We start from the raw sequence: 16,758 nt of genomic DNA on the forward strand, positions 1-16,758 counted from the left end.
CTCCCGCACGGAACTCGCCCGCGCCCTCTCCTGACCCTCTTCTGCCTCCGGCCCTGACCGGCGTCGATCATGGACTTGTGGTGGGCGGTCGATGCCACTTCGCGGCTTTCGCGGGGCACCACAACTGCATGATCGACGCCGGTCAGGGCCGGAGGCAGAAGAGGGTCAGGAGAGGGCGCGGGCGAGTTCCGTGCGGGAGCGGATGTTGAGGCGGTGGAAGATGTTGCGGAGGTGATGGTCGACCGTACGGGTGGAGAGGAACATCCGGGCGGCGATCTCCCGGTTGGTGGCTCCCTCGGCGACCAGCCGCGCGATCCGGAGCTGCTGGCCGGTCAGCAGTCGCGCCGCCGACTCCTCCGGCGGGCCGACCGACTCCCCGGCCGCCCGCAGCTCCGTGGTGGCCTGTTCCGCCCAGGTGGCCGCCCCGAGCAGGGTGAACGCCTCCCGGGCGGCGTGCAGGTGCTCGCGCGCCGCGCGCGGTCGGCGGCTGCGGCGCAGTTCCCGGCCCAGGAGCAGCTCGGTGCGGGCGCGCTCGAACGCGCCGGCGTCCGTCGGGTGCAGCCGCAGGGCGGTGCGGAACTCGTGCTCCGCCTCGGCGCTGCCCCGGGGCGCGAGCAGCCCGTGGCAGCGCGCGGAGAGGGCCCGGCGCGACGGGCTCGCCGTACTGCTGGCCCACCTGTCGAAGACGGCGAGGGCGGCGCCGGCCGCCGGCCGGTCCGCGACGGCGGCGGCCGCCTCCACCAGGTACGGGGTGGCCATCACCAGGACCAGCACCTGCCCCCGGCCCGTGCCGGGGCAGGCCAGCGCGGCCAGTCGCGCGGCGGCGGCGGCCGGCCGGTTGTCGACCAGGTCGAGCACCGCCAGGGCCCACTGCGCGAGGGCGCGGGGCCGGCTGTGCGCGCCCGGGTCCTCGCCGATCTCCCGGATCCGGCGCAGGGCGGTGTCGCGGTCGGCCCGGATGGCGGCCAGCACCGCCAGCATGCCCAGGTGCACACCGGCCCAGTTCTCCTGGCCGGTGTCCCGGGCGATCCGCAGCCCCTCCCGGGAGCTGTCCGTCGCGGCCTCGTGCCGGCCCAGCCAGTACTCGGCGGCCGCCCGTAACTCCAGGGCGCGGGGCAGGGCGGACAGCTCCCCGCGCTCGCGGGCAAGCTCGACGGCGCGCTCGGCGAGCCGGTGCGCCGCGCCGTCCACGGCCACCAGCAGCCCGGCCGCCGCCGCGCAGGTCAGTGCCCCGGGGGTCAGCGCCGGCCCGGTCAGCTGCCCACCGAGGACGACCGCCCGACGCAGGGCGGGCCCGGCCTGCTCGTGGTCGCCGCGCAGGGTCGCCGCGGTCCCGGCGACATAGGCGCTCAGCAGCTCGGTCGCGGGCGGGTCGTCGGGGCGGCGCAACAGCTGCGCCCGCCGGGCGACGTCGGCGTAGCGGTACTGGTCGCCGGTGAAGCAGGCGGCCTCGCCCGCCCGCACCAGCGCGCCGAGGGCCAGCGCGCGATCGGTGCCGGCCAGCGCGGCCGCCGCGGCCAGCAGCGTGGCGGGCGCGGACCGGGGCCGGCCGGCGCGCAGCTCCAGCTCGCCGCGCAGCAGCCCGGCCCGGCCCGCCTCGGTGGCGTCCACGGCGGCGGGCAGGCTCCCCAGCAGCAGTCGGGCCCGGTGCGTCCGGCCGGCCGACCAGGCGTACCGGGCGGCAGCCACCAGCCGGGCGGCGGCGCGTGCCGGGTCGTCGGTGAGTTCGGCGGCCCGTTGCAGCGCGGCCGAGGCCGCCGTTCCCGCGCCCTCGCACTCGGTCGCGGCCTGCTCCAGCTCGGCGGCCAGGGCCGGGTCGGGCCCCTGGGCGGCGGCGGCGAGGTGCCCCGCCCGGCGCAGCCGGTGCCCGGCCCCGTCGAGCACGCCGGCGAGCAGCAGGTGCGCCGCGCGCCGCTCGGCCAGCGGCGCGGCGGCCCGGACCACGGTCCGGACGAGGGGCTGCGGGAAGGTCACCCGTCGCGGCTCGACGCGGACCAGGCCGGCGAGTTCGGCCGGCGCGAGCGCCTCGACCGCCGTGCCGGCGACCCGGGCGGCCCGGACCAGGGTGGCCGGCTCCCCGTCCTCGTCGAGCGCGGCGAGCAGCAGGACGCGGCGGGTGTCGGCCGGCAGCCGGTCCAGGCGGGCCCGGTAGGCGCGGCCCAGCCTGCCGTCGGGCGGGGGCGTCTCGGGCAGCGGTTCCTCCCCGCGGCACTGGCCGGGGGTGAGCACCTCGGCCAGGTCGACGAGCGCCTGCGGGTTGCCCCCGGCCGCCGCGGCGAGCGCGGCGGCCACGGGCGGTGCGGGCGGCCGGCCGGCCAGCCGGTCGGCGAGCAGTGCGGCGCTGTCCCGGTCGTCGAGCGGGCGGAGCCGGTGCCGGGCTATCCCGCCGAGGGGGACGTCCGCGGCCGTGGTGAGCAGGACGGCCACCGACGACCGGCGCAGCCGGCGGGCGACGAACGCCAGCGTGTCCGCGGTGGGCTGGTCGCCCCGGTCCACGTCGTCCATCGTGCACAGCAACGGCCGGTCCCGCGCGGCGGCGGTGAGCAGGCCGAGCACGGCCAGGGAGAGCGCCAGGCGCCGGTGGGCGGGGCAGCCCGCGCCGGCCAGCGCCCGCAGCAGCACCCGCCGCTGCTGTTCGGGGAGCGCGCCGGCCCGGTCGAGCACCGGGTCCAGCAACCGTTGCAGCCCCGCGTACGGCAGGGCCGCCTCCTCGGGCAGCCCGGTGCCGGCCAGGACGGTGCAGCCCTCGGCGTGCCGGTGGGCGTAGTCGACGAGTGCGCTCCGGCCGGAGCCGGGCTCGCCCTGGACCAGCAGCGCTCCCCCGCCGGTGGGCAGGTCACCCAGCAGGCGCCGGATCGCGGCGCACTCGTCGGCCCGGCCGCGCAACACGGCTAATTGCACTGACGATGCAGTAACCATGCAATCGAGTGTTACCTATCGGTAGCCCGATGGAAAGACCGGCGGCGCCGCCTTCCCACGTCGCGCGTCAGCGCGGGCCGACGTCGGCCAGCAGGGCGGCGACCGTCCGGGTCATCACCGCGCGGGCCTGGTCCACGCCCAGCCCCAGCCCGTCGCGCAGCATCGACCAGGCCGGCCACATGCTCGCGGCCACCAGGGCGTGCACCACCTGGTCCCGGTCCGGGCCGGCCTGCTCCAGCTCGGCGGCGAAGAGCTGCTCGACCTCGTCGCGCACCCGCGCGATGTGCTTGAGGCGGTTGCGGCGCAGCTGCCCGGAGACCGGCTCGCGCATCTGGGCGGCGCGGGCCGACGGGGCGATGAGCTGGAGCAGCCGGGCCCGCTGCCGGCAGTACGCGTCGACCCGCCGGGCCAGCGGCAGCGCCGGCGAGATCGGCCGGTGGGCGGCGTCCTGCTGCCGGAGCAGCTCCGCGCCGCTGGCCTCGAACAGCGTCTCCATGTCCTTGAAGTTGGTCCAGAGCGTCCGCAGCGAGATGCCGGCCCGCTCGGCGATGCGCTCGCCGGTCGGCCGCAGGTCCCCCTCGGAGATGAGCGCCAGGTGCGCCTCGACGATCGCCGCCCGGGTGCGTTCGGCCCGGGCGGTCCGGCCGTCGACCCGGACCGGCGCCTCGGCACCGCCCATCCGCGCCCGCCTCCTCATCGCCGTCACGTCGCCCGTACCGCCGCGCCGAGTCTAGCCGCGGGCCACCCGGCGACCGTCCGGCCCCGGCCCGGGCCCGGCGCGGTCATCCGGCGGGCCGGCCGGCGAGGCTGACCCCGCCGTCGAGGACGAGGGTCTGCCCGGTGATCCAGGCCGCGTCGTCGGAGGCGAGGAAGGCGACCGCGCCGGCCACGTCCCGCGGCAGCCCGAGGCGCCCCAGCGGGTACGCCCGGGCGACCTCCTCCTCCCGGCCCTCGTGCAGCGCCGCCGCGAAGCGGGTCTTCACCACGGCGGGCGCGACCGCGTTGGCCCGGACCTTCGGGGCGAGTTCGACGGCCAGGCACGCGGTGAGGTGGTCGACGGCGGCCTTGCTCACCCCGTAGAAGGCGATGCCGGGCGACGGGGTGCGGCCGGCGATCGAGGAGACGTTGACGACGCAGCCGCCGCGCTCGCCCATCCCCGCGGCGACCTGCTGCACCCAGCCGAGCGTGCCGACCAGGTTGACGTCGAGGATCTTGCGGGCCGCCGCCAGGTCCAGCTCGACCAGCGGCCCGTACGCCGGGTTGATGCCGACGTTGTTGACCAGCACGTCGACCGGCCCGAACGCCTCGGTCACGGCGTCGACCGCCGCCCGTCGGTGCCCCGCGTCGTCGGCCCGGCCGGCGACGGCCACGGCGTGGGTGGGCCCGCCCAGGGCCGCGACCGCCTCGGCCAGGGCCTCCGGGTGTCGCGCGGTCAGTCCGACGCGGGCGCCCTCGGCCACGAGCCGGCGGGCGACGGCCAGGCCGATGCCGCGACTGGCGCCCGTGACGAGCGCGACCCGGCCCGCGAGTCGCCTCGAATCTGCATTCACGATGCAGATAGTAGGAGGGCGGCCGGCGCTCGTCAACGACGGAACGTCGATGGACAGGTCACATTCCATTGACAGCACCTCGGCATAACAGCACTGTCGATGCAGATAGTTCGCCCTCCGGAGAGGACGCTCCCATGCCCGAAGCCGTCATCGTCGCCGCCGCCAGGTCACCGATCGGGCGCGCGCAAGGGCTCCCTGCGCGACCTGCGCGCCGACGACCTGGCCGCCACCATCGTGCGCGCCGCCCTCGACCAGGTGCCGGCGCTCGACCCGCGCGAGATCGACGACCTGATGCTCGGCTGCGGGCAGCCGGCGGGCGAGCAGGGCCACAACCTCGCCCGGGTGGTCGGCACCCTGCTCGGGCTGGACCACCTGCCCGGCACGACCGTCAACCGGTACTGCTCGTCGTCGTTGCAGACCACCCGGATGGCCCTGCACGCCATCCGCGCGGGCGAGGGCCACGCCTTCCTCTCGGTCGGGGTGGAGTGCGTCTCCCGCTACGACCGGGGTCGCGCCGACGGGCACCCCGGCACCACCAATCCCGCCTTCGCCGGGGCCCTGGAGCGCACCGCGACCAGGGCGGCCGGCGACCTGTCGGGCTGGCACGACCCGCGCGAGGACGGCGAGCTGCCAGACGTCTACGTCGCGATGGGACAGACCGCCGAGAACGTGGCGCACCTGCGCGGGGTGTCCCGGCTCAGCCAGGACGAGTTCGCCGTACGGTCGCAGCTGCTGGCCGAGAAGGCGATCGCCGACGGCTTCTGGGCCCGCGAGATCACCCCGGTCACCGTCCCCGGCGGGGCGGTGGTGGCCGCCGACGACGGGCCGCGCGCCGGGGTGACCCTGGAGGCGGTGGCGGCGCTGCCGCCGGTGTTCCGGCCCGACGGCACGGTGACCGCCGGCAACTGCTGCCCGCTCAACGACGGCGCCGCCGCGCTCGTCGTGATGTCGGACGTACGGGCGCGGGAGCTGGGCGTCACCCCGCTGGCCCGGATCGTCTCCACCGGCCTGAGCGCCCTCTCCCCCGAGATCATGGGGCTCGGGCCGGTGGCGGCGTCGCGGCAGGCGCTGCGCCGGGCCGACATGTCCGTCGACGACGTCGACCTCGTCGAGATCAACGAGGCGTTCGCCGCGCAGGTGCTGCCCAGCGCCCGGGAGCTGGGGGTCGACTGGGACCGGCTCAACGTCAACGGTGGCGCGATCGCGGTGGGCCACCCGTTCGGCATGACCGGCGCCCGGATCACCACCACGCTGATCAACTCGCTGCGCTGGCACGACCAGGAGATCGGGCTGGCGACCATGTGCGTCGGCGGCGGCCAGGGCATGGCGATGGTCGTCGAGCGGCTGAGCTGACGCCGACCGGGCGTGGCGGGCCGGGAGACCGACGCGCCACGCCCGGCCGGTGCCGGGTGCGACCGGTCAGGAGGCCGTCGGCACCCCGTTGGCCGGCGGCGCCACCGGCGGGGCGGTGTGCTCGCGTACCGGCCCGTCGCCCTCGTCCGTCTCGTACGTCGGCCCGAAGTAGGCCTGCGTCCCGCCGCTCACCCGGGTCAGCCGCTGCCCGCCGTAGCCGGAGTGGTCGGTGTCGGAGTAGCGCAGCGGGGCCAGGCCGGGCCCCTGGTAGCCGCCCTTGCGGACGGCCTCGGTGACCGCCTCGCGGGTGAGGTCCTTGCCGGCGGCGAGGAGTACCTGCACGAAGAGGTAACCGACCGCCATGCCGTAGACGGTGTTGCCGTCGAACGGCGCGTCCCCGTTGTACTCCTTGTTGACCTTGGTGAAGAGCTGGATCCACGGGTCGGCGGCGTCGTTCTGCATCGGCAGGTAGTTGGCGCCGACCATGCCCTCGAGCAGGCCCGCCGCGGCGCCGAGCTGCTTGGCCAGCGTCGGGTGGTCGGCGCCGACGTTGGAGACCAGCCACTGCGGCTTGAAGCTCAGCCGGGCGGCGGTGCCGACCGCCAGGGCGGTGAAGCCGGGCACGGTGGCGAGGATGACCACCTGGCAGCCGGCCGCCTTGAACGCGCCGATCTGGGGTGCCACGTTGGTGTTGCTGGTGACGTACGTCTGCTTCGCCGCCACCGCGCCGGCGCCGAGCACCTTCTCCACTCCGACCAGGCTGTCCCGGCCGAAGTCGTCGTCCTGGCCGAGGAAGCAGACCTTGCGCCCCGGCAGGCTGGTCTTCACGTGCTGGGCCAGGATCTTGCCCTCCACCGTGTAGTCGGGGTTGAAGCCGAACGTGCCCGGATACCGGTCGGGCTGGTCCCAGCTGCGGCTTCCGGAGGCGACGAAGAGGTCAGGTACCCGGTTGCTCTTGAGGAAGTCGAGCACGCCGGTGTGGGTCGGCGTGCCGAGCCCGTTGAGGATGGCGAAGACCTTGTCCTGCAGGACGAGCTGGCGGACCACCTGCTGGGTGTTCGCCGGGTTGTAGCCGTCGTCCATGATCTTGTAGGTGATCTTCCGGCCGTGCACGCCCCCGTTGGCGTTGACGTGGTCGAAGTACGCCTTCGTGGCGGGCGCGATCTTGGAATAGCCGGCGGACGCCGGACCGGTGAGCGGCATGTGCGTGCCGACCACGATCTCGGTGTCGGTGATGCCGGGGACCGTGCCCCCGCCGCCGCCACCGTCGTCCCCGGTGCAGGCGGCGGAGGCGACGAGCAGGGTGATGGCGGTGGCGAGCGCGAGGCCGCGCCGTGCCGTTCGTGTCATGTCAGACACCGACCTTTCCTCGGTCCGGGTGGTGGTGGTCGTGGTGCGGGTGGTGGGTGGTGTGGTGCGGACGGCCGGCGGGGCGGCTCAGGACCGCCGCCGGCCCGTCCGGCGCGCGGAGACCGCCCGGGTCAGCCGGGACAGCAGGCCCTGCACGCCGCCGGGAGCGGCGATCATGACGACGACCAGGGTGAGCCCGAAGATCGCCAGCGGCAGGTTGCCCTCGACCCGCTGCGCGACCGCCGGCGACAGGGTGAGCTGCTCGGTGAGGGCGTGCGTCAGGTCGGGCAGGGCGACCAGCAGGACGGCGCCCCAGGCCGCGCCGGCGAGGCTGCCCAGCCCGCCGATGACGACCGCCATCAGCAGGAACAGCGACAGCGTGAGCGAGAAGGCCCCGGGCGACACGCTCTGCGCGAGGACCGCGAGCAGGGCGCCGCCGAGCCCGGCGCCGGCCGCGCTGACCACGAAGGCGAGGACCTGGGTGCGGGCGACGTGGATGCCGGCGAGGCGGGCGGCGACCTCGTCGTCGCGGACCGCCCGGAAAGTGCGGCCGTACCGGCTGCGGACCAGGTTGGCCAGCAGCAGCAGGGCCAGCAGGGTGGCCGCGGCGGTCACCCAGAGCTGCCAGCGCTCGTAGGGGAAGTACGCGCCGAGGGCCACCGGCGGGGGCTCGACCGGCACCGCCAGCCCCTGCTCGCCGTTGAACACGCCGTCGAAGGTGACGGTCAGCGCCGGCACCACGACCGCCACGGCCAGGGTGACGCCGGCCAGGTACGGGCCGCGCAGCCGGGCGGCGGCCACCCCGACCACGGCGCCCACCACGAGGGCGGCCAGGACGGCGGCGCCCAGCGACACCGGGAGCAGCCAGCCGCCGGTCATCCCGGCGTCGGCGAACGCGTTCTGGCACAGGGCCACGGTGTACGCGCCGGTCGCCATCAGCGCGCCGTGCCCGAGCGAGAGCTGACCGTTGAGCCCGGTGAGGACGGTCAGCCCGGCGGTGGCGCACAGGTAGGCGGCCACGGTGGCGAGCTGGAAGTTGCGGAACGGCTCCAGCCCGTAGCTGGCGGCCACCAGCAGCAGCGCGGCGACGGCCGCGAGGCCGAGGTGACGCAGCAGGGTCGAGCCGAGGCGGGGCTCGGCGGGGCCGGTGCGGGCCTGCGTGTCCGGCGGGGTCACCGCCCGGGTGGCGCTCACACCCGCCTCGCCGCGACCGGGGCGAACAGCCCGCCGGGACGCACCAGCAGCACCGCCAGCAGCAGCACCAGCACCGCGAGCGGGGTGACGTCGCTGCCGGCGTAGCCGCTGACGTAGGAGAGCAGCAGGCCGACCGCGAGGCCGCCGACCACCGCCCCCGGTGGACTGTCCAGCCCGCCCACCACGGCGGCGGTGAACGCCGAGACGAAGACCAGGTCCATCGCGTGCGGGTGCAGGCCCAGCTCGGTGGGGATGACCAGCATGCCGGCCAGGGCGCCGACCCCGGAGGCCAGCGCCCACCCGAGGGTGAGCATGCCGCCGACGTTCACCCCGAGCAGCCGGGACACCTCGGGGGCGAACGCCGCCGCGCGCATCCGCAGACCCACCGCCGTGCGGGTGAAGGTCCAGGCGAGCCCCACGACCACCACCGCGACCGCCGCGAAGACGAACAGGTCGTACGGCGACAGGACGGCGACGCCGCCCACGGTCAGCGGGTTGCGGGAGAAGGGCGTCGCGGCGGGCAGGAACTCGCTGCCGTACGCCATGCCGAGGACGGCCTGGATCAGCAGCACCAGCCCCAGCGCGACGATCACCGGGTTGAGCGGCGAGGTGTGGTCGACGAAGCGCATGACGACCAGGTCCACCGCCGCGCCGAGGAGCAGCCCGGCGCCGAGCGCGGCCAGGAAGCCCAGCCAGTACGAGCCGGTCGCGGCGGAGACGCTGTAGGCCACGTACGCGGTGGCGACGGCCATCGCGCCCTGCGCGAAGTTGACGATCCGGGCCGCCCGCCAGATGAGCACCAGGGCCAGTGCGAACGCGGCGAGGACCGCGCCCCTGGACAAGCCGTCGAGGGTGAGGAAGACGAAGCGGTCCAACGGTCCTCCCTTGCGGGGACGAGGGTTCAGAAGCCGAGGTAGGCGTGGCGCAGGTTGGCGTCGTCGCGCAGCCGGGCGGCCGGGGCGGTGGTGACGACCCGGCCCAGGGACATCACCACGCCCTGGTCGGCGACGGACAGCGCGCTGCGCACGTTCTGTTCGACGAGCAGGACGGTCAGCCCGGTGTCGTCGCGCAGCCGGCGCAGCAGGGCCATGGTCTGGGCGACGACCCGCGGCGCCAGGCCGAGCGACGGCTCGTCGAGCAGCAGCAGGCGGGGCCGACCGACGAGGGCCCGGCCGAGGGCGAGCATCTGCCGCTCGCCGCCGGAGAGCTGGTGCCCGAGGTGTCGCCGCCGCCGGGCCAGCGGTTCGAAGAGCTGGTAGACCTCGTCGAGGGCGCGGGCCGCGTCGGCCCGGTCGCGCCGCCACAGCCCGCCGAGGCGCAGGTTCTCGTCGACCGTCAGCTCGCCGACCACCCCGCGCCCCTCCGGCACGTGGGCCATGCCGCGACGCACGAGCTGCTCCACCGCGACGCCGCGCAGGTCCTCCCCGGCCAGCACGACGCGACCGGCTGCCGGGCGGAGCATGCCGGACAGGGCGCGCAGCAGGGTGGTCTTGCCGGCGCCGTTGGCGCCGACCACCGCCGCGATGGCGCCCCGCGCCACGGTCAGGTCGATCCCGTGCAGCACCGGCGCGCCGCCGTAGCCGGCCGCCAGGCCGCGCACCTCGAGCAGGGCCTCGCCGGTCATGCCGCGGCCTCGTCGACCGCCGCGCCGAGGTAGGCGTCGGCGACGGCCGGGTCGTCGCGCACCTCGTCGGGGGTGCCGGCGGCGATCACCCGCCCGAAGTCGAGCACCACGATCTCGTCGCAGACGGACATCACCAGGTCCATGTGGTGCTCCACCAGCAGCACCGCGCAGGGGTCGGTGTCGCGTCGGGGCAGCCCCCGGATCAGCTCGGCCAGCTCGGCGATGTCGTCGGCGCCCAGGCCCCCGGCGGGTTCGTCGAGCAGGAGCAGCCGGGGCCGCGCGGCCAGCGCGCGGGCCAGGGCGACCCGCTGGCGTACGGCGAAGGGCAGCGTGCCCGGCGCGGCGTCGGCGTGCCCGGCGATCCCCAGGGTGTCGAGGACGTCGAGGGCGTGCCGGCGCAGCCGGCGCTCGTCGCGGTCGCTGCGGGGCAGGCCGAGCAGTGCGGCGAGGAAGCCGGCGCGGGCCGTGTGGGTGGCCCCGGTCATCACGTTCTCCAGCACGGTGAGCCCGGCGAAGAGCCCGGTGCCCTGCAGGGTGCGGGCGACGCCCAGCCGGGTGAGCCGGTGCGGGCGCGGGCGCAGCGGCCGGCCGTCGAGGGTCAGGGAGCCCTCGTCCGGCGGGACGAAGCCGCAGACGACGTTGAACAGCGTGGTCTTGCCGGCCCCGTTGGGACCGATCACGCCGACCACCCGGCCGGGCGGCACCCGCAGCGAGACGTCGTCGAGGGCGGTGAGGCCGCCGAAGCGGACCCCGATGTGGTGCAGTGCGAGCCCTTGCTCCATCACCCGTCCCCCGGCAGCCTCCAGTATTTACACTGGGAGTGTACGTTTCTGACGGGGGCCGTCAATACCTCCGACGCTCGCGGGCACGCTCGTCGGCCGCCGCCCGGACCTGGGCGGCGGCCGACGGTTTCTGCACCGACCGGGCAGCCATGCGCCGTGGGGCGGCCGGGGGTGGCGGCCGCCCCGGGGAGCGTCAGGCGCTCGGGCAGGTGTTGCGGTACTCCTGGATCGCGGAGCCGCTCGGGCCGGGGCAGAGGAACTGCTCGTAGCGGGTGTCGTCGTCGACGAACCGCTTCAACCAGGCGACCGCCTGCCGGGCGGTGGGCGTGTTGACGGTCTGTGGGAAGAAGTGGCTGGCCCCGTTGAGCTCCAGGTACGCCTTCTCGGACGAGGCCGGGATGCTGGTGTAGAACGGCTCCGAGTGCGACGAGACCGGCGCGACACTGTCGCTCTCCCCGCCGATGATCAGGGTCGGCACCCGGACGTCGGACCAGGACTTGTCCAGGTTCCACGGCGCGAGCGGCACCGCGGCCTGCAACGACGGCCGGGAGACCGCGGCCTCCAGGCTGCCGCCGCCACCCATCGAGTGGCCGGAGACGGCGAGCCGGCTGGCGTCGATCCGGCTGCGTACGGAGCTGCGCTGCGTCAGGTAGTCGAGCGCGGCGAGCAGTTGCCGACCGCGGCTGTCCGGCTGGTCGAGGCGCGTGTTGGTCTCGATGCCGATCACCACGAAGCCATGCGAGGCGATCCGCGGCCCGAGCCAGTCGATGCTGGACCAGGCGGCCGTGTAGCCGGGCGAGATGGCGACGGCGCCGAAGGTGCCCTCGGCGGTGCTGGTCGGGTAGTAGATGACGCCCCCGCCGAAGCCGGTGACGCTGAGCGAGGAGACGTTCTGCGACGAAGTGGCGAACGGGCCGCGGCTGGCCTCCAGCAGGGCGACGCTCGGGGCGGGGCCGCGCTCGTACGGGTTGGCGGCGGCCTGGGCGGCCGGCGGGGCGGCCAGCGCGCCCGCCGTGGCCAGGACGGCGGCCAGGGCCAGGCCGGCGAGGCGGGCGACGGGACGGGTACGGGCGGTGGTGGTTGGTGATGACACGTCGGGCACTCCCTACGGGACGGGGCATATCGACATGCATCAGTCTTCGGCGGTGTCGACGGCGGCGCATCGGTGAAATCACCAGTCCGGCCCGGGAAAATCGGGCCGGCCGTTTTCGCCCGGCCTGTCGGGGTAGGGCATTTGGCACCCCGGCCGAAGAAGGAGACGCCGTGTTCAACCCGTTGGAGCACAAGGGAATCCCGCTGGAGAGCCAGATCCGCAACTGGCGCGAACTCAACGTGGAGCCGATCGACCCGGAGGCGGTCGATCCGTACACCCGCTGCCGCATCATCACCATGAACGGCATCGAGGTCGAGGCGATCAACTTCCAGCACCAGTTCGCCCGCAACTGCCCCGACCAGGAGGTCCGCCGGCAGCTGGCGTACGTGCGCTACCTGGAGAGCCAGCAGCAGCGGGTGGTGAACTGGCTGCTGCCCGGCGCCGCGAGCGTGCTGGAGACGACGCTCGGCTACGAGCAGGTGGCCGTCGACCTGACCGCGTGGGTGGCCCGGCACGAGCCCGACCCGTACCTGAAGCAGAGCTACGAGTTCGGCGTGCTGGAGGACTTCGACCACCTCTACCGCTACGCCAACCTCTACGAGATGGTGGAACGTCGCAAGGCGGACAAGATCGTGCAGGGCCTGACCGAGGTCATGCCCGGCCGGCCCACCGTCGCCGAGCACCGGCACCCGTTCGACGAGGTCCGCACCCCGTACGACCGCAACAGCGTCGACCCCCGCTCCAAGCTGCACGCGCTGACCATCCTGTCGGCGGAGCAGCAGGTCATGTTCTATTACATGAACGTCGGTCCGCAGTACATGGAGCCGATCGCGCGACAGCTCTACCAGGAGATCAGCCTCATCGAGCAGGAGCACGTCACGCACTACGAGTCGCTGCTCGACCCGGGCGAGAACTGGTGGGAGCGGCTGCTCACCCACGAGTACAACGAGTGCTGGCTCTACTACTCCTTCATGCAGCAGGAGAGCGACCCCCGCATCAAGGCGGTGTGGGAGCTGCACCTGCAGATGGAACTGGCGCACCTGCAACAGGCCGCCGACCTGCTGCGCCGCCACGACGGCCGGGAGCCGGAGGAGATCGTGGGCGGCGCCGGCCTGCCCGAGCCGCTGACCTTCGAGCCGAACAAGGAGTACCTGCGCCACCTGCTCGCCACCCAGGTCGACCTGAACAAGCTCGGCGAGGGGTACGTGCGGGAGGCGCACGAGCGCTTCGAGTCGATGCAGCAGCAGCTGCACGACGGGCAGAAGCCGCCGAGCGAGCAGGTGATCGACATGCACCGGGAGCGCTTCGGCGACGAGTACCGCGTCGAGACCGAGGGGCCCCACCCGGTGGAGTCGCTGCGCGCGCGGGGAGGCAGCCATGCCTGACACCGGCGCCCCGGCCACGCGCGGCCCCGAAGACGACGTCGTCGACCTGCTGCTGGCCCAGCACGCGCGGATCGAGGAGCTGTTCCTGCTGGTCATCGGCAGCACCGGGGAGACCCGCCGGGACGCCTTCGACGACCTGGTGAAGCTCCTCGCCGCGCACGAGACCGCCGAGGAGGAGGTCGTCCACCCGCTGGCCCGGACGCTGCCGGGCGGGGGTGGCGACGCCATGGTCGACGAACGCCTCGCCGAGGAGCGTCAGGCCAAGGAGACCCTGAAGACCCTGATCGCCGGCGGTGTCGACGCCGAGGGCTTCGACACCGGCATCATCCTGCTGCGCGACGCGGTGCTCACGCACGCCCGCTACGAGGAACGCCAGGAGTTCCCGCTGCTGCGCCAGCACGTGCCCGCCGACCGGCTGCGCACGATGGCCGGCGCCGTTCGGATGGCGGAGGCGACCGCGCCGACGCGCCCGCACCCGAGCGCCCAGTCCGCGAAGGGCAACCTCGCGGCCGGACCGGCGCTGGCGGTCATCGACCGCGTCCGCGACGCGATCCGCAGGCCGTCGTCCAGCGGCTGAGCACCCGCCGACACCAGCACACCGCGCCCACCCGACCGATTCCGGCGGGTGGGCGCGGCGCGTCTGCCGCCGTGCCCGCGCCGGGGCGGGTGCCGCCGTCGCGTAGGGTCGGCACCGCCCCGGTCCGGCCGCGCCGGACGCCCCCTGCCCGCGGAGACCCCCATGACCGAGATAGGCGGCGCCACGAGGGTGTACGCGCTGCTCGGCGACCCGATCGCCCAGGTGCGCGCCCCCGGGCTGCTCAACCCGGTGCTGGCCCGGCGCGGCACCGACGCGGTGCTCGTCCCGGTCCACGCGGCGCCGGCCGACCTCACCCAGGTGGTGCGGGGGCTGCAACGGGTGGCCAACCTGGACGGGATGCTGGTCACCGTGCCGCACAAGGCCGCCGTGCTGGAGCTCGCCGACCGGGCCAGCGACCGCGCCCGCCTGGCCGGCAGCGCCAACGCGCTGCGGCGCGAGCCCGACGGGACGTGGACCGCGGACACCTTCGACGGCGACGGGTTCGTCCGCGGGCTGGCCGGGGCCGGACACCATCCCCGGGGCCGCCGGGCGTGCGTGGTGGGCGCGGGCGGGGCGGGCAGCGCGATCGCGGTGGCGCTGCTCGACGCCGGCGTGGCGGAACTGCGGCTGAGCGACACCGACCCGGACCGGCTGGAGACGCTGCGGCGGCGACTGTCCGCCGCGTACCCCGGCCGGGTCGGCGCGACCGCGCGACCGCGACTGGCGGACGCCGACCTCGCGGTCAACGCCACGCCCCTGGGGCTGGGCCCCGACGACCCGCCGCCGTTCGCGGTGGCGGACCTGCCGGCGCACGCGGTGGTCGCCGACATCATCATGACGCCGGCCGAGACGCTCCTGCTGGCCCAGGCACGGGCCCGGGGACTGCGGGCGCACCCGGGAGAGCCGATGCTCGCCCACCAGATCGACGCCTACCTCGACTTCTTCGGGCTCTGACCGACCGGCGGTCGGCGCACTGATCATCCTGTCGGGCGGACCTGTTACCGTCGCGCCGCCGCTGCACCAGTCGGACCGGAGGTAGGCGTGATCAGCTCGCACGTGTCGTCGTTCGTCGGATTACCGACAGTGCCCTTCACCCCGGGGATGACACTCCCCGACGATCCGTCGGCGGTCGCCTGGCGGCTGGAGGTCGAGGACTTCGACGCGGATCCCGAGGAGTTCCTCGGTCTCGTCCGGGCGCTGCGGGAGCAGGTGCCGGCCGACGCGGTGCGCGCCCTGGTGATCGGCGAGTGGGGCGAGGCGTACGAGCGGCCCCTGCCGATCGAGGCGCTGGTCGAGGCCGCCGGGGAGTGGACCGGCCTGCGGGCGCTCTTCCTCGCCGACCTGACCTACGAGCAGTGCGAGATCTCCTGGCTCATGCACGGCGACATCACGCCGCTGCTCGCGGCGTACCCGTCGCTGGAGGTGCTCTGGGTGCGCGGGGCGCAGGGCCTGCGGCTGGAGCCGGTCCGGCACACCGGGCTGCGCGAGCTGCGCTTCGAGTCCGGCGGGCTGCCGGCCGGGGTGGTCCGGGCCGTCGGCGCGTGCGAGCTGCCGGCCCTGCACCGGCTGGACCTGTGGCTCGGCAGGAAGGACTACGGCGGCGACGCGAGCGCCGAGGACCTGGCCGGGGTGCTCGCCGGCGCCGGCCTGCCGGCCCTGCGTCACCTCGCGGCGTGCAACGCCGAGATCGCCGACGCGGTCGCGGCGGCGGTCGCCAGCGCGCCGGTCGTCCCCCGGCTGGAGGCGCTCGACCTGTCGATGGGCACCCTGACCGACGAGGGCGCGAAGGCGCTGCTGGCCGGGCAGCCGCTGACCCACCTGAGGCACCTCGACCTGCACCATCACTACCTCTCCGAGGAGGCGGCCGCCGCGGTGGTCGCCGCGCTGCCGGGGGCGCGGGTCGACCTGTCCGACCCACAGGTCGCCGAGGACTACGACGGCACCGTCTACCGCTACACCGCGGTCGGGGAGTGAGCGAGATGGCCTTCGGTTCCCACGCGCTCCACTTCGCCGGCCGTCCCGTGGTGGACGTCCCCGCCGACGGGCCGCTGCCCACGGTGGACGGCCCGGTCTCGTGGCGGATCGCCCACTGGCACTTCGACGACGAGACCACAGAGAGCTCGCTTTCGGCGGAGTTCCGCGACGCGTTCGACCGGTTCGTCGCGCAGGCCGGTCCGTCCGTGGAGTCCCTGGTCGTCGGCTCCTGGGGCTACGCGGCGTTCCATCCCGCCCCGATCGCGCAACTCTGCGCGGCGGCGGCGCGCCTGCCCGCCCTGCGCGCGCTCTTCCTCGGTGACATCACCTCCGAGGAGTGCGAGGTCTCCTGGATGAGGGTGGGCGACGTCAGTGCGCTGCTGACGGCGTACCCGGCGCTGGAGGTGCTGCGGGTGCGCGGCGGCGAGAACTTCGCGTTCTCCCCCGTGCGGCACGCGCGGCTGCGGGAGCTGGCGGTGGAGAGCGGCGGGCTGTCCCGGGCGTTCGTCGGCGCGGTGCTCGACTCCGACCTGCCCGCGCTGACCGACCTGGAGCTGTGGCTCGGCACCTCCGACTACGGCGGCGACACGCAGGTCGCCGACCTCGCCCCGCTGCTGGCCGGGGAACGGTTCCCGCAGCTGCGCCGGCTCGGCCTGTGCAACTCGGAGATCGCCGACGACCTCGCCCGGGCGCTGGCGTCCGCGCCGGTGGTGTCCCGGCTGCGACGGCTGGACCTGTCGATGGGCACGCTCGGCGACGAGGGCGCGGCGGCCCTGCTGGCCGGTCAGCCGCTGACCCACCTGGCGGAGCTGGACCTGTCCCACCACTACCTGACGGAGGAGACCGCCGCGTCGCTGGTCGCCGCGCTGCCGGGCGTCGCGGTGGACGACTCCGACCCGCAGGAGCCCGAGGAGTACGACGGCGAGAGCTACCGCTACACGGCGGTGTCGGAGTGAC

14 protein-coding genes and 1 pseudogene are annotated in these 16,758 nt (G+C 75.1%); 6 read left to right on the forward strand and 9 right to left on the reverse strand.

Annotated features, from left to right (window positions below; all coding sequences use genetic code 11):
• Positions 1–165: 165 nt before the first annotated feature.
• The 3 genes from F6X68_RS09460 to F6X68_RS09470 form a co-directional block, all read right to left on the reverse strand.
• The gene (locus F6X68_RS09460) at positions 166–2,901 is read right to left on the reverse strand and encodes a LuxR family transcriptional regulator (RefSeq protein ID WP_225852111.1); all 2,736 of its coding nucleotides are present in this window, start codon (positions 2,899–2,901) and stop codon (positions 166–168) included.
• 85 nt (positions 2,902–2,986) lie between these two features.
• Positions 2,987–3,598 carry a TetR/AcrR family transcriptional regulator gene (locus F6X68_RS09465; RefSeq protein ID WP_121401380.1) on the reverse strand — a complete coding sequence of 204 codons (612 nt, stop codon included), beginning with the start codon at positions 3,596–3,598 and terminating at the stop codon, positions 2,987–2,989.
• Between the two features lie 103 nt (positions 3,599–3,701).
• Positions 3,702–4,469, reverse strand: a complete 768-nt coding sequence (locus F6X68_RS09470) for an SDR family oxidoreductase (RefSeq protein ID WP_225852112.1) — start codon at positions 4,467–4,469, stop codon at positions 3,702–3,704.
• Positions 4,470–4,603: 134 nt separating this feature from the next.
• Between F6X68_RS09470 and F6X68_RS09475 the strand changes: the two are divergent.
• Positions 4,604–5,822: pseudogene (locus F6X68_RS09475) on the forward strand (acetyl-CoA C-acetyltransferase).
• Positions 5,823–5,888: 66 nt separating this feature from the next.
• Here the strand turns inward: F6X68_RS09475 and F6X68_RS09480 are convergent.
• The 6 genes from F6X68_RS09480 to F6X68_RS09505 all read right to left on the reverse strand — a co-directional run bounded on the left by F6X68_RS09480 (position 5,889) and on the right by F6X68_RS09505 (position 11,865).
• Complete coding sequence (locus F6X68_RS09480) at positions 5,889–7,172, reverse strand: ABC transporter substrate-binding protein (protein ID WP_151453902.1); 1,284 nt, start codon at positions 7,170–7,172, stop codon at positions 5,889–5,891.
• Between the two features lie 87 nt (positions 7,173–7,259).
• Entirely contained in the window at positions 7,260–8,366 is a 1,107-nt protein-coding gene (locus F6X68_RS09485) for a branched-chain amino acid ABC transporter permease (protein ID WP_151453903.1), read from the reverse strand.
• Entirely contained in the window at positions 8,363–9,241 is an 879-nt protein-coding gene (locus F6X68_RS09490) for a branched-chain amino acid ABC transporter permease (protein ID WP_151453904.1), read from the reverse strand. Before F6X68_RS09490 ends, F6X68_RS09485 begins: the two co-directional genes overlap by 4 nt.
• 26 nt (positions 9,242–9,267) lie before the next feature.
• Positions 9,268–9,990, reverse strand: coding sequence for an ABC transporter ATP-binding protein (locus F6X68_RS09495; protein WP_151453905.1), 723 nt, complete (start codon positions 9,988–9,990; stop codon positions 9,268–9,270).
• The gene (locus F6X68_RS09500) at positions 9,987–10,772 is read right to left on the reverse strand and encodes an ABC transporter ATP-binding protein (RefSeq protein WP_151453906.1); all 786 of its coding nucleotides are present in this window, start codon (positions 10,770–10,772) and stop codon (positions 9,987–9,989) included. The genes F6X68_RS09495 and F6X68_RS09500 overlap by 4 nt, the downstream gene beginning before the upstream one ends.
• 193 nt (positions 10,773–10,965) lie before the next feature.
• Positions 10,966–11,865, reverse strand: coding sequence for an alpha/beta hydrolase (locus F6X68_RS09505; RefSeq protein WP_151453907.1), 900 nt, complete (start codon positions 11,863–11,865; stop codon positions 10,966–10,968).
• Positions 11,866–12,035: 170 nt separating this feature from the next.
• On the opposite strand from F6X68_RS09505, the gene F6X68_RS09510 reads away from it, so the two are divergent.
• The 5 genes from F6X68_RS09510 (at position 12,036) to F6X68_RS09530 (ending at position 16,757) form a co-directional block, all read left to right on the forward strand.
• Positions 12,036–13,250 (forward strand): hypothetical protein, encoded by a 1,215-nt coding sequence (locus tag F6X68_RS09510; RefSeq protein WP_151453908.1) that lies wholly within the window; start codon positions 12,036–12,038, stop codon positions 13,248–13,250.
• Entirely contained in the window at positions 13,243–13,827 is a 585-nt protein-coding gene (locus tag F6X68_RS09515; protein WP_151453909.1) for a hemerythrin domain-containing protein, read from the forward strand. Before F6X68_RS09510 ends, F6X68_RS09515 begins: the two co-directional genes overlap by 8 nt.
• Before the next feature lie 162 nt (positions 13,828–13,989).
• Positions 13,990–14,781 (forward strand): shikimate dehydrogenase, encoded by a 792-nt coding sequence (locus F6X68_RS09520; protein ID WP_151453910.1) that lies wholly within the window; start codon positions 13,990–13,992, stop codon positions 14,779–14,781.
• A gap of 87 nt (positions 14,782–14,868) precedes the next feature.
• Positions 14,869–15,801, forward strand: coding sequence for an STM4015 family protein (locus tag F6X68_RS09525; RefSeq protein ID WP_151453911.1), 933 nt, complete (start codon positions 14,869–14,871; stop codon positions 15,799–15,801).
• A 5-nt stretch (positions 15,802–15,806) separates the two neighbouring features.
• Entirely contained in the window at positions 15,807–16,757 is a 951-nt protein-coding gene (locus tag F6X68_RS09530) for an STM4015 family protein (RefSeq protein WP_151453912.1), read from the forward strand.
• Position 16,758: the final 1 nt, after the last annotated feature.

Source organism: Micromonospora sp. AMSO12t (assembly GCF_008806585.1).
Lineage (GTDB): Bacteria > Actinomycetota > Actinomycetes > Mycobacteriales > Micromonosporaceae > Micromonospora > Micromonospora reichwaldensis.

Excerpts from the sequence above, each read along its gene's own strand:
- F6X68_RS09465 (WP_121401380.1), bottom strand. The coding sequence starts at position 3,598 with ATGGGCGGTGCCGAGGCGCCGGTCCGGGTCGACGGCCGGACCGCCCGG.
- F6X68_RS09480 (WP_151453902.1), bottom strand. The coding sequence starts at position 7,172 with ATGACACGAACGGCACGGCGCGGCCTCGCGCTCGCCACCGCCATCACC.
- F6X68_RS09495 (WP_151453905.1), bottom strand. The coding sequence starts at position 9,990 with ATGACCGGCGAGGCCCTGCTCGAGGTGCGCGGCCTGGCGGCCGGCTAC.
- F6X68_RS09500 (WP_151453906.1), bottom strand. The coding sequence starts at position 10,772 with ATGGAGCAAGGGCTCGCACTGCACCACATCGGGGTCCGCTTCGGCGGC.
- F6X68_RS09515 (WP_151453909.1), top strand. The coding sequence starts at position 13,243 with ATGCCTGACACCGGCGCCCCGGCCACGCGCGGCCCCGAAGACGACGTC.
- F6X68_RS09520 (WP_151453910.1), top strand. The coding sequence starts at position 13,990 with ATGACCGAGATAGGCGGCGCCACGAGGGTGTACGCGCTGCTCGGCGAC.
- F6X68_RS09530 (WP_151453912.1), top strand. The coding sequence starts at position 15,807 with ATGGCCTTCGGTTCCCACGCGCTCCACTTCGCCGGCCGTCCCGTGGTG.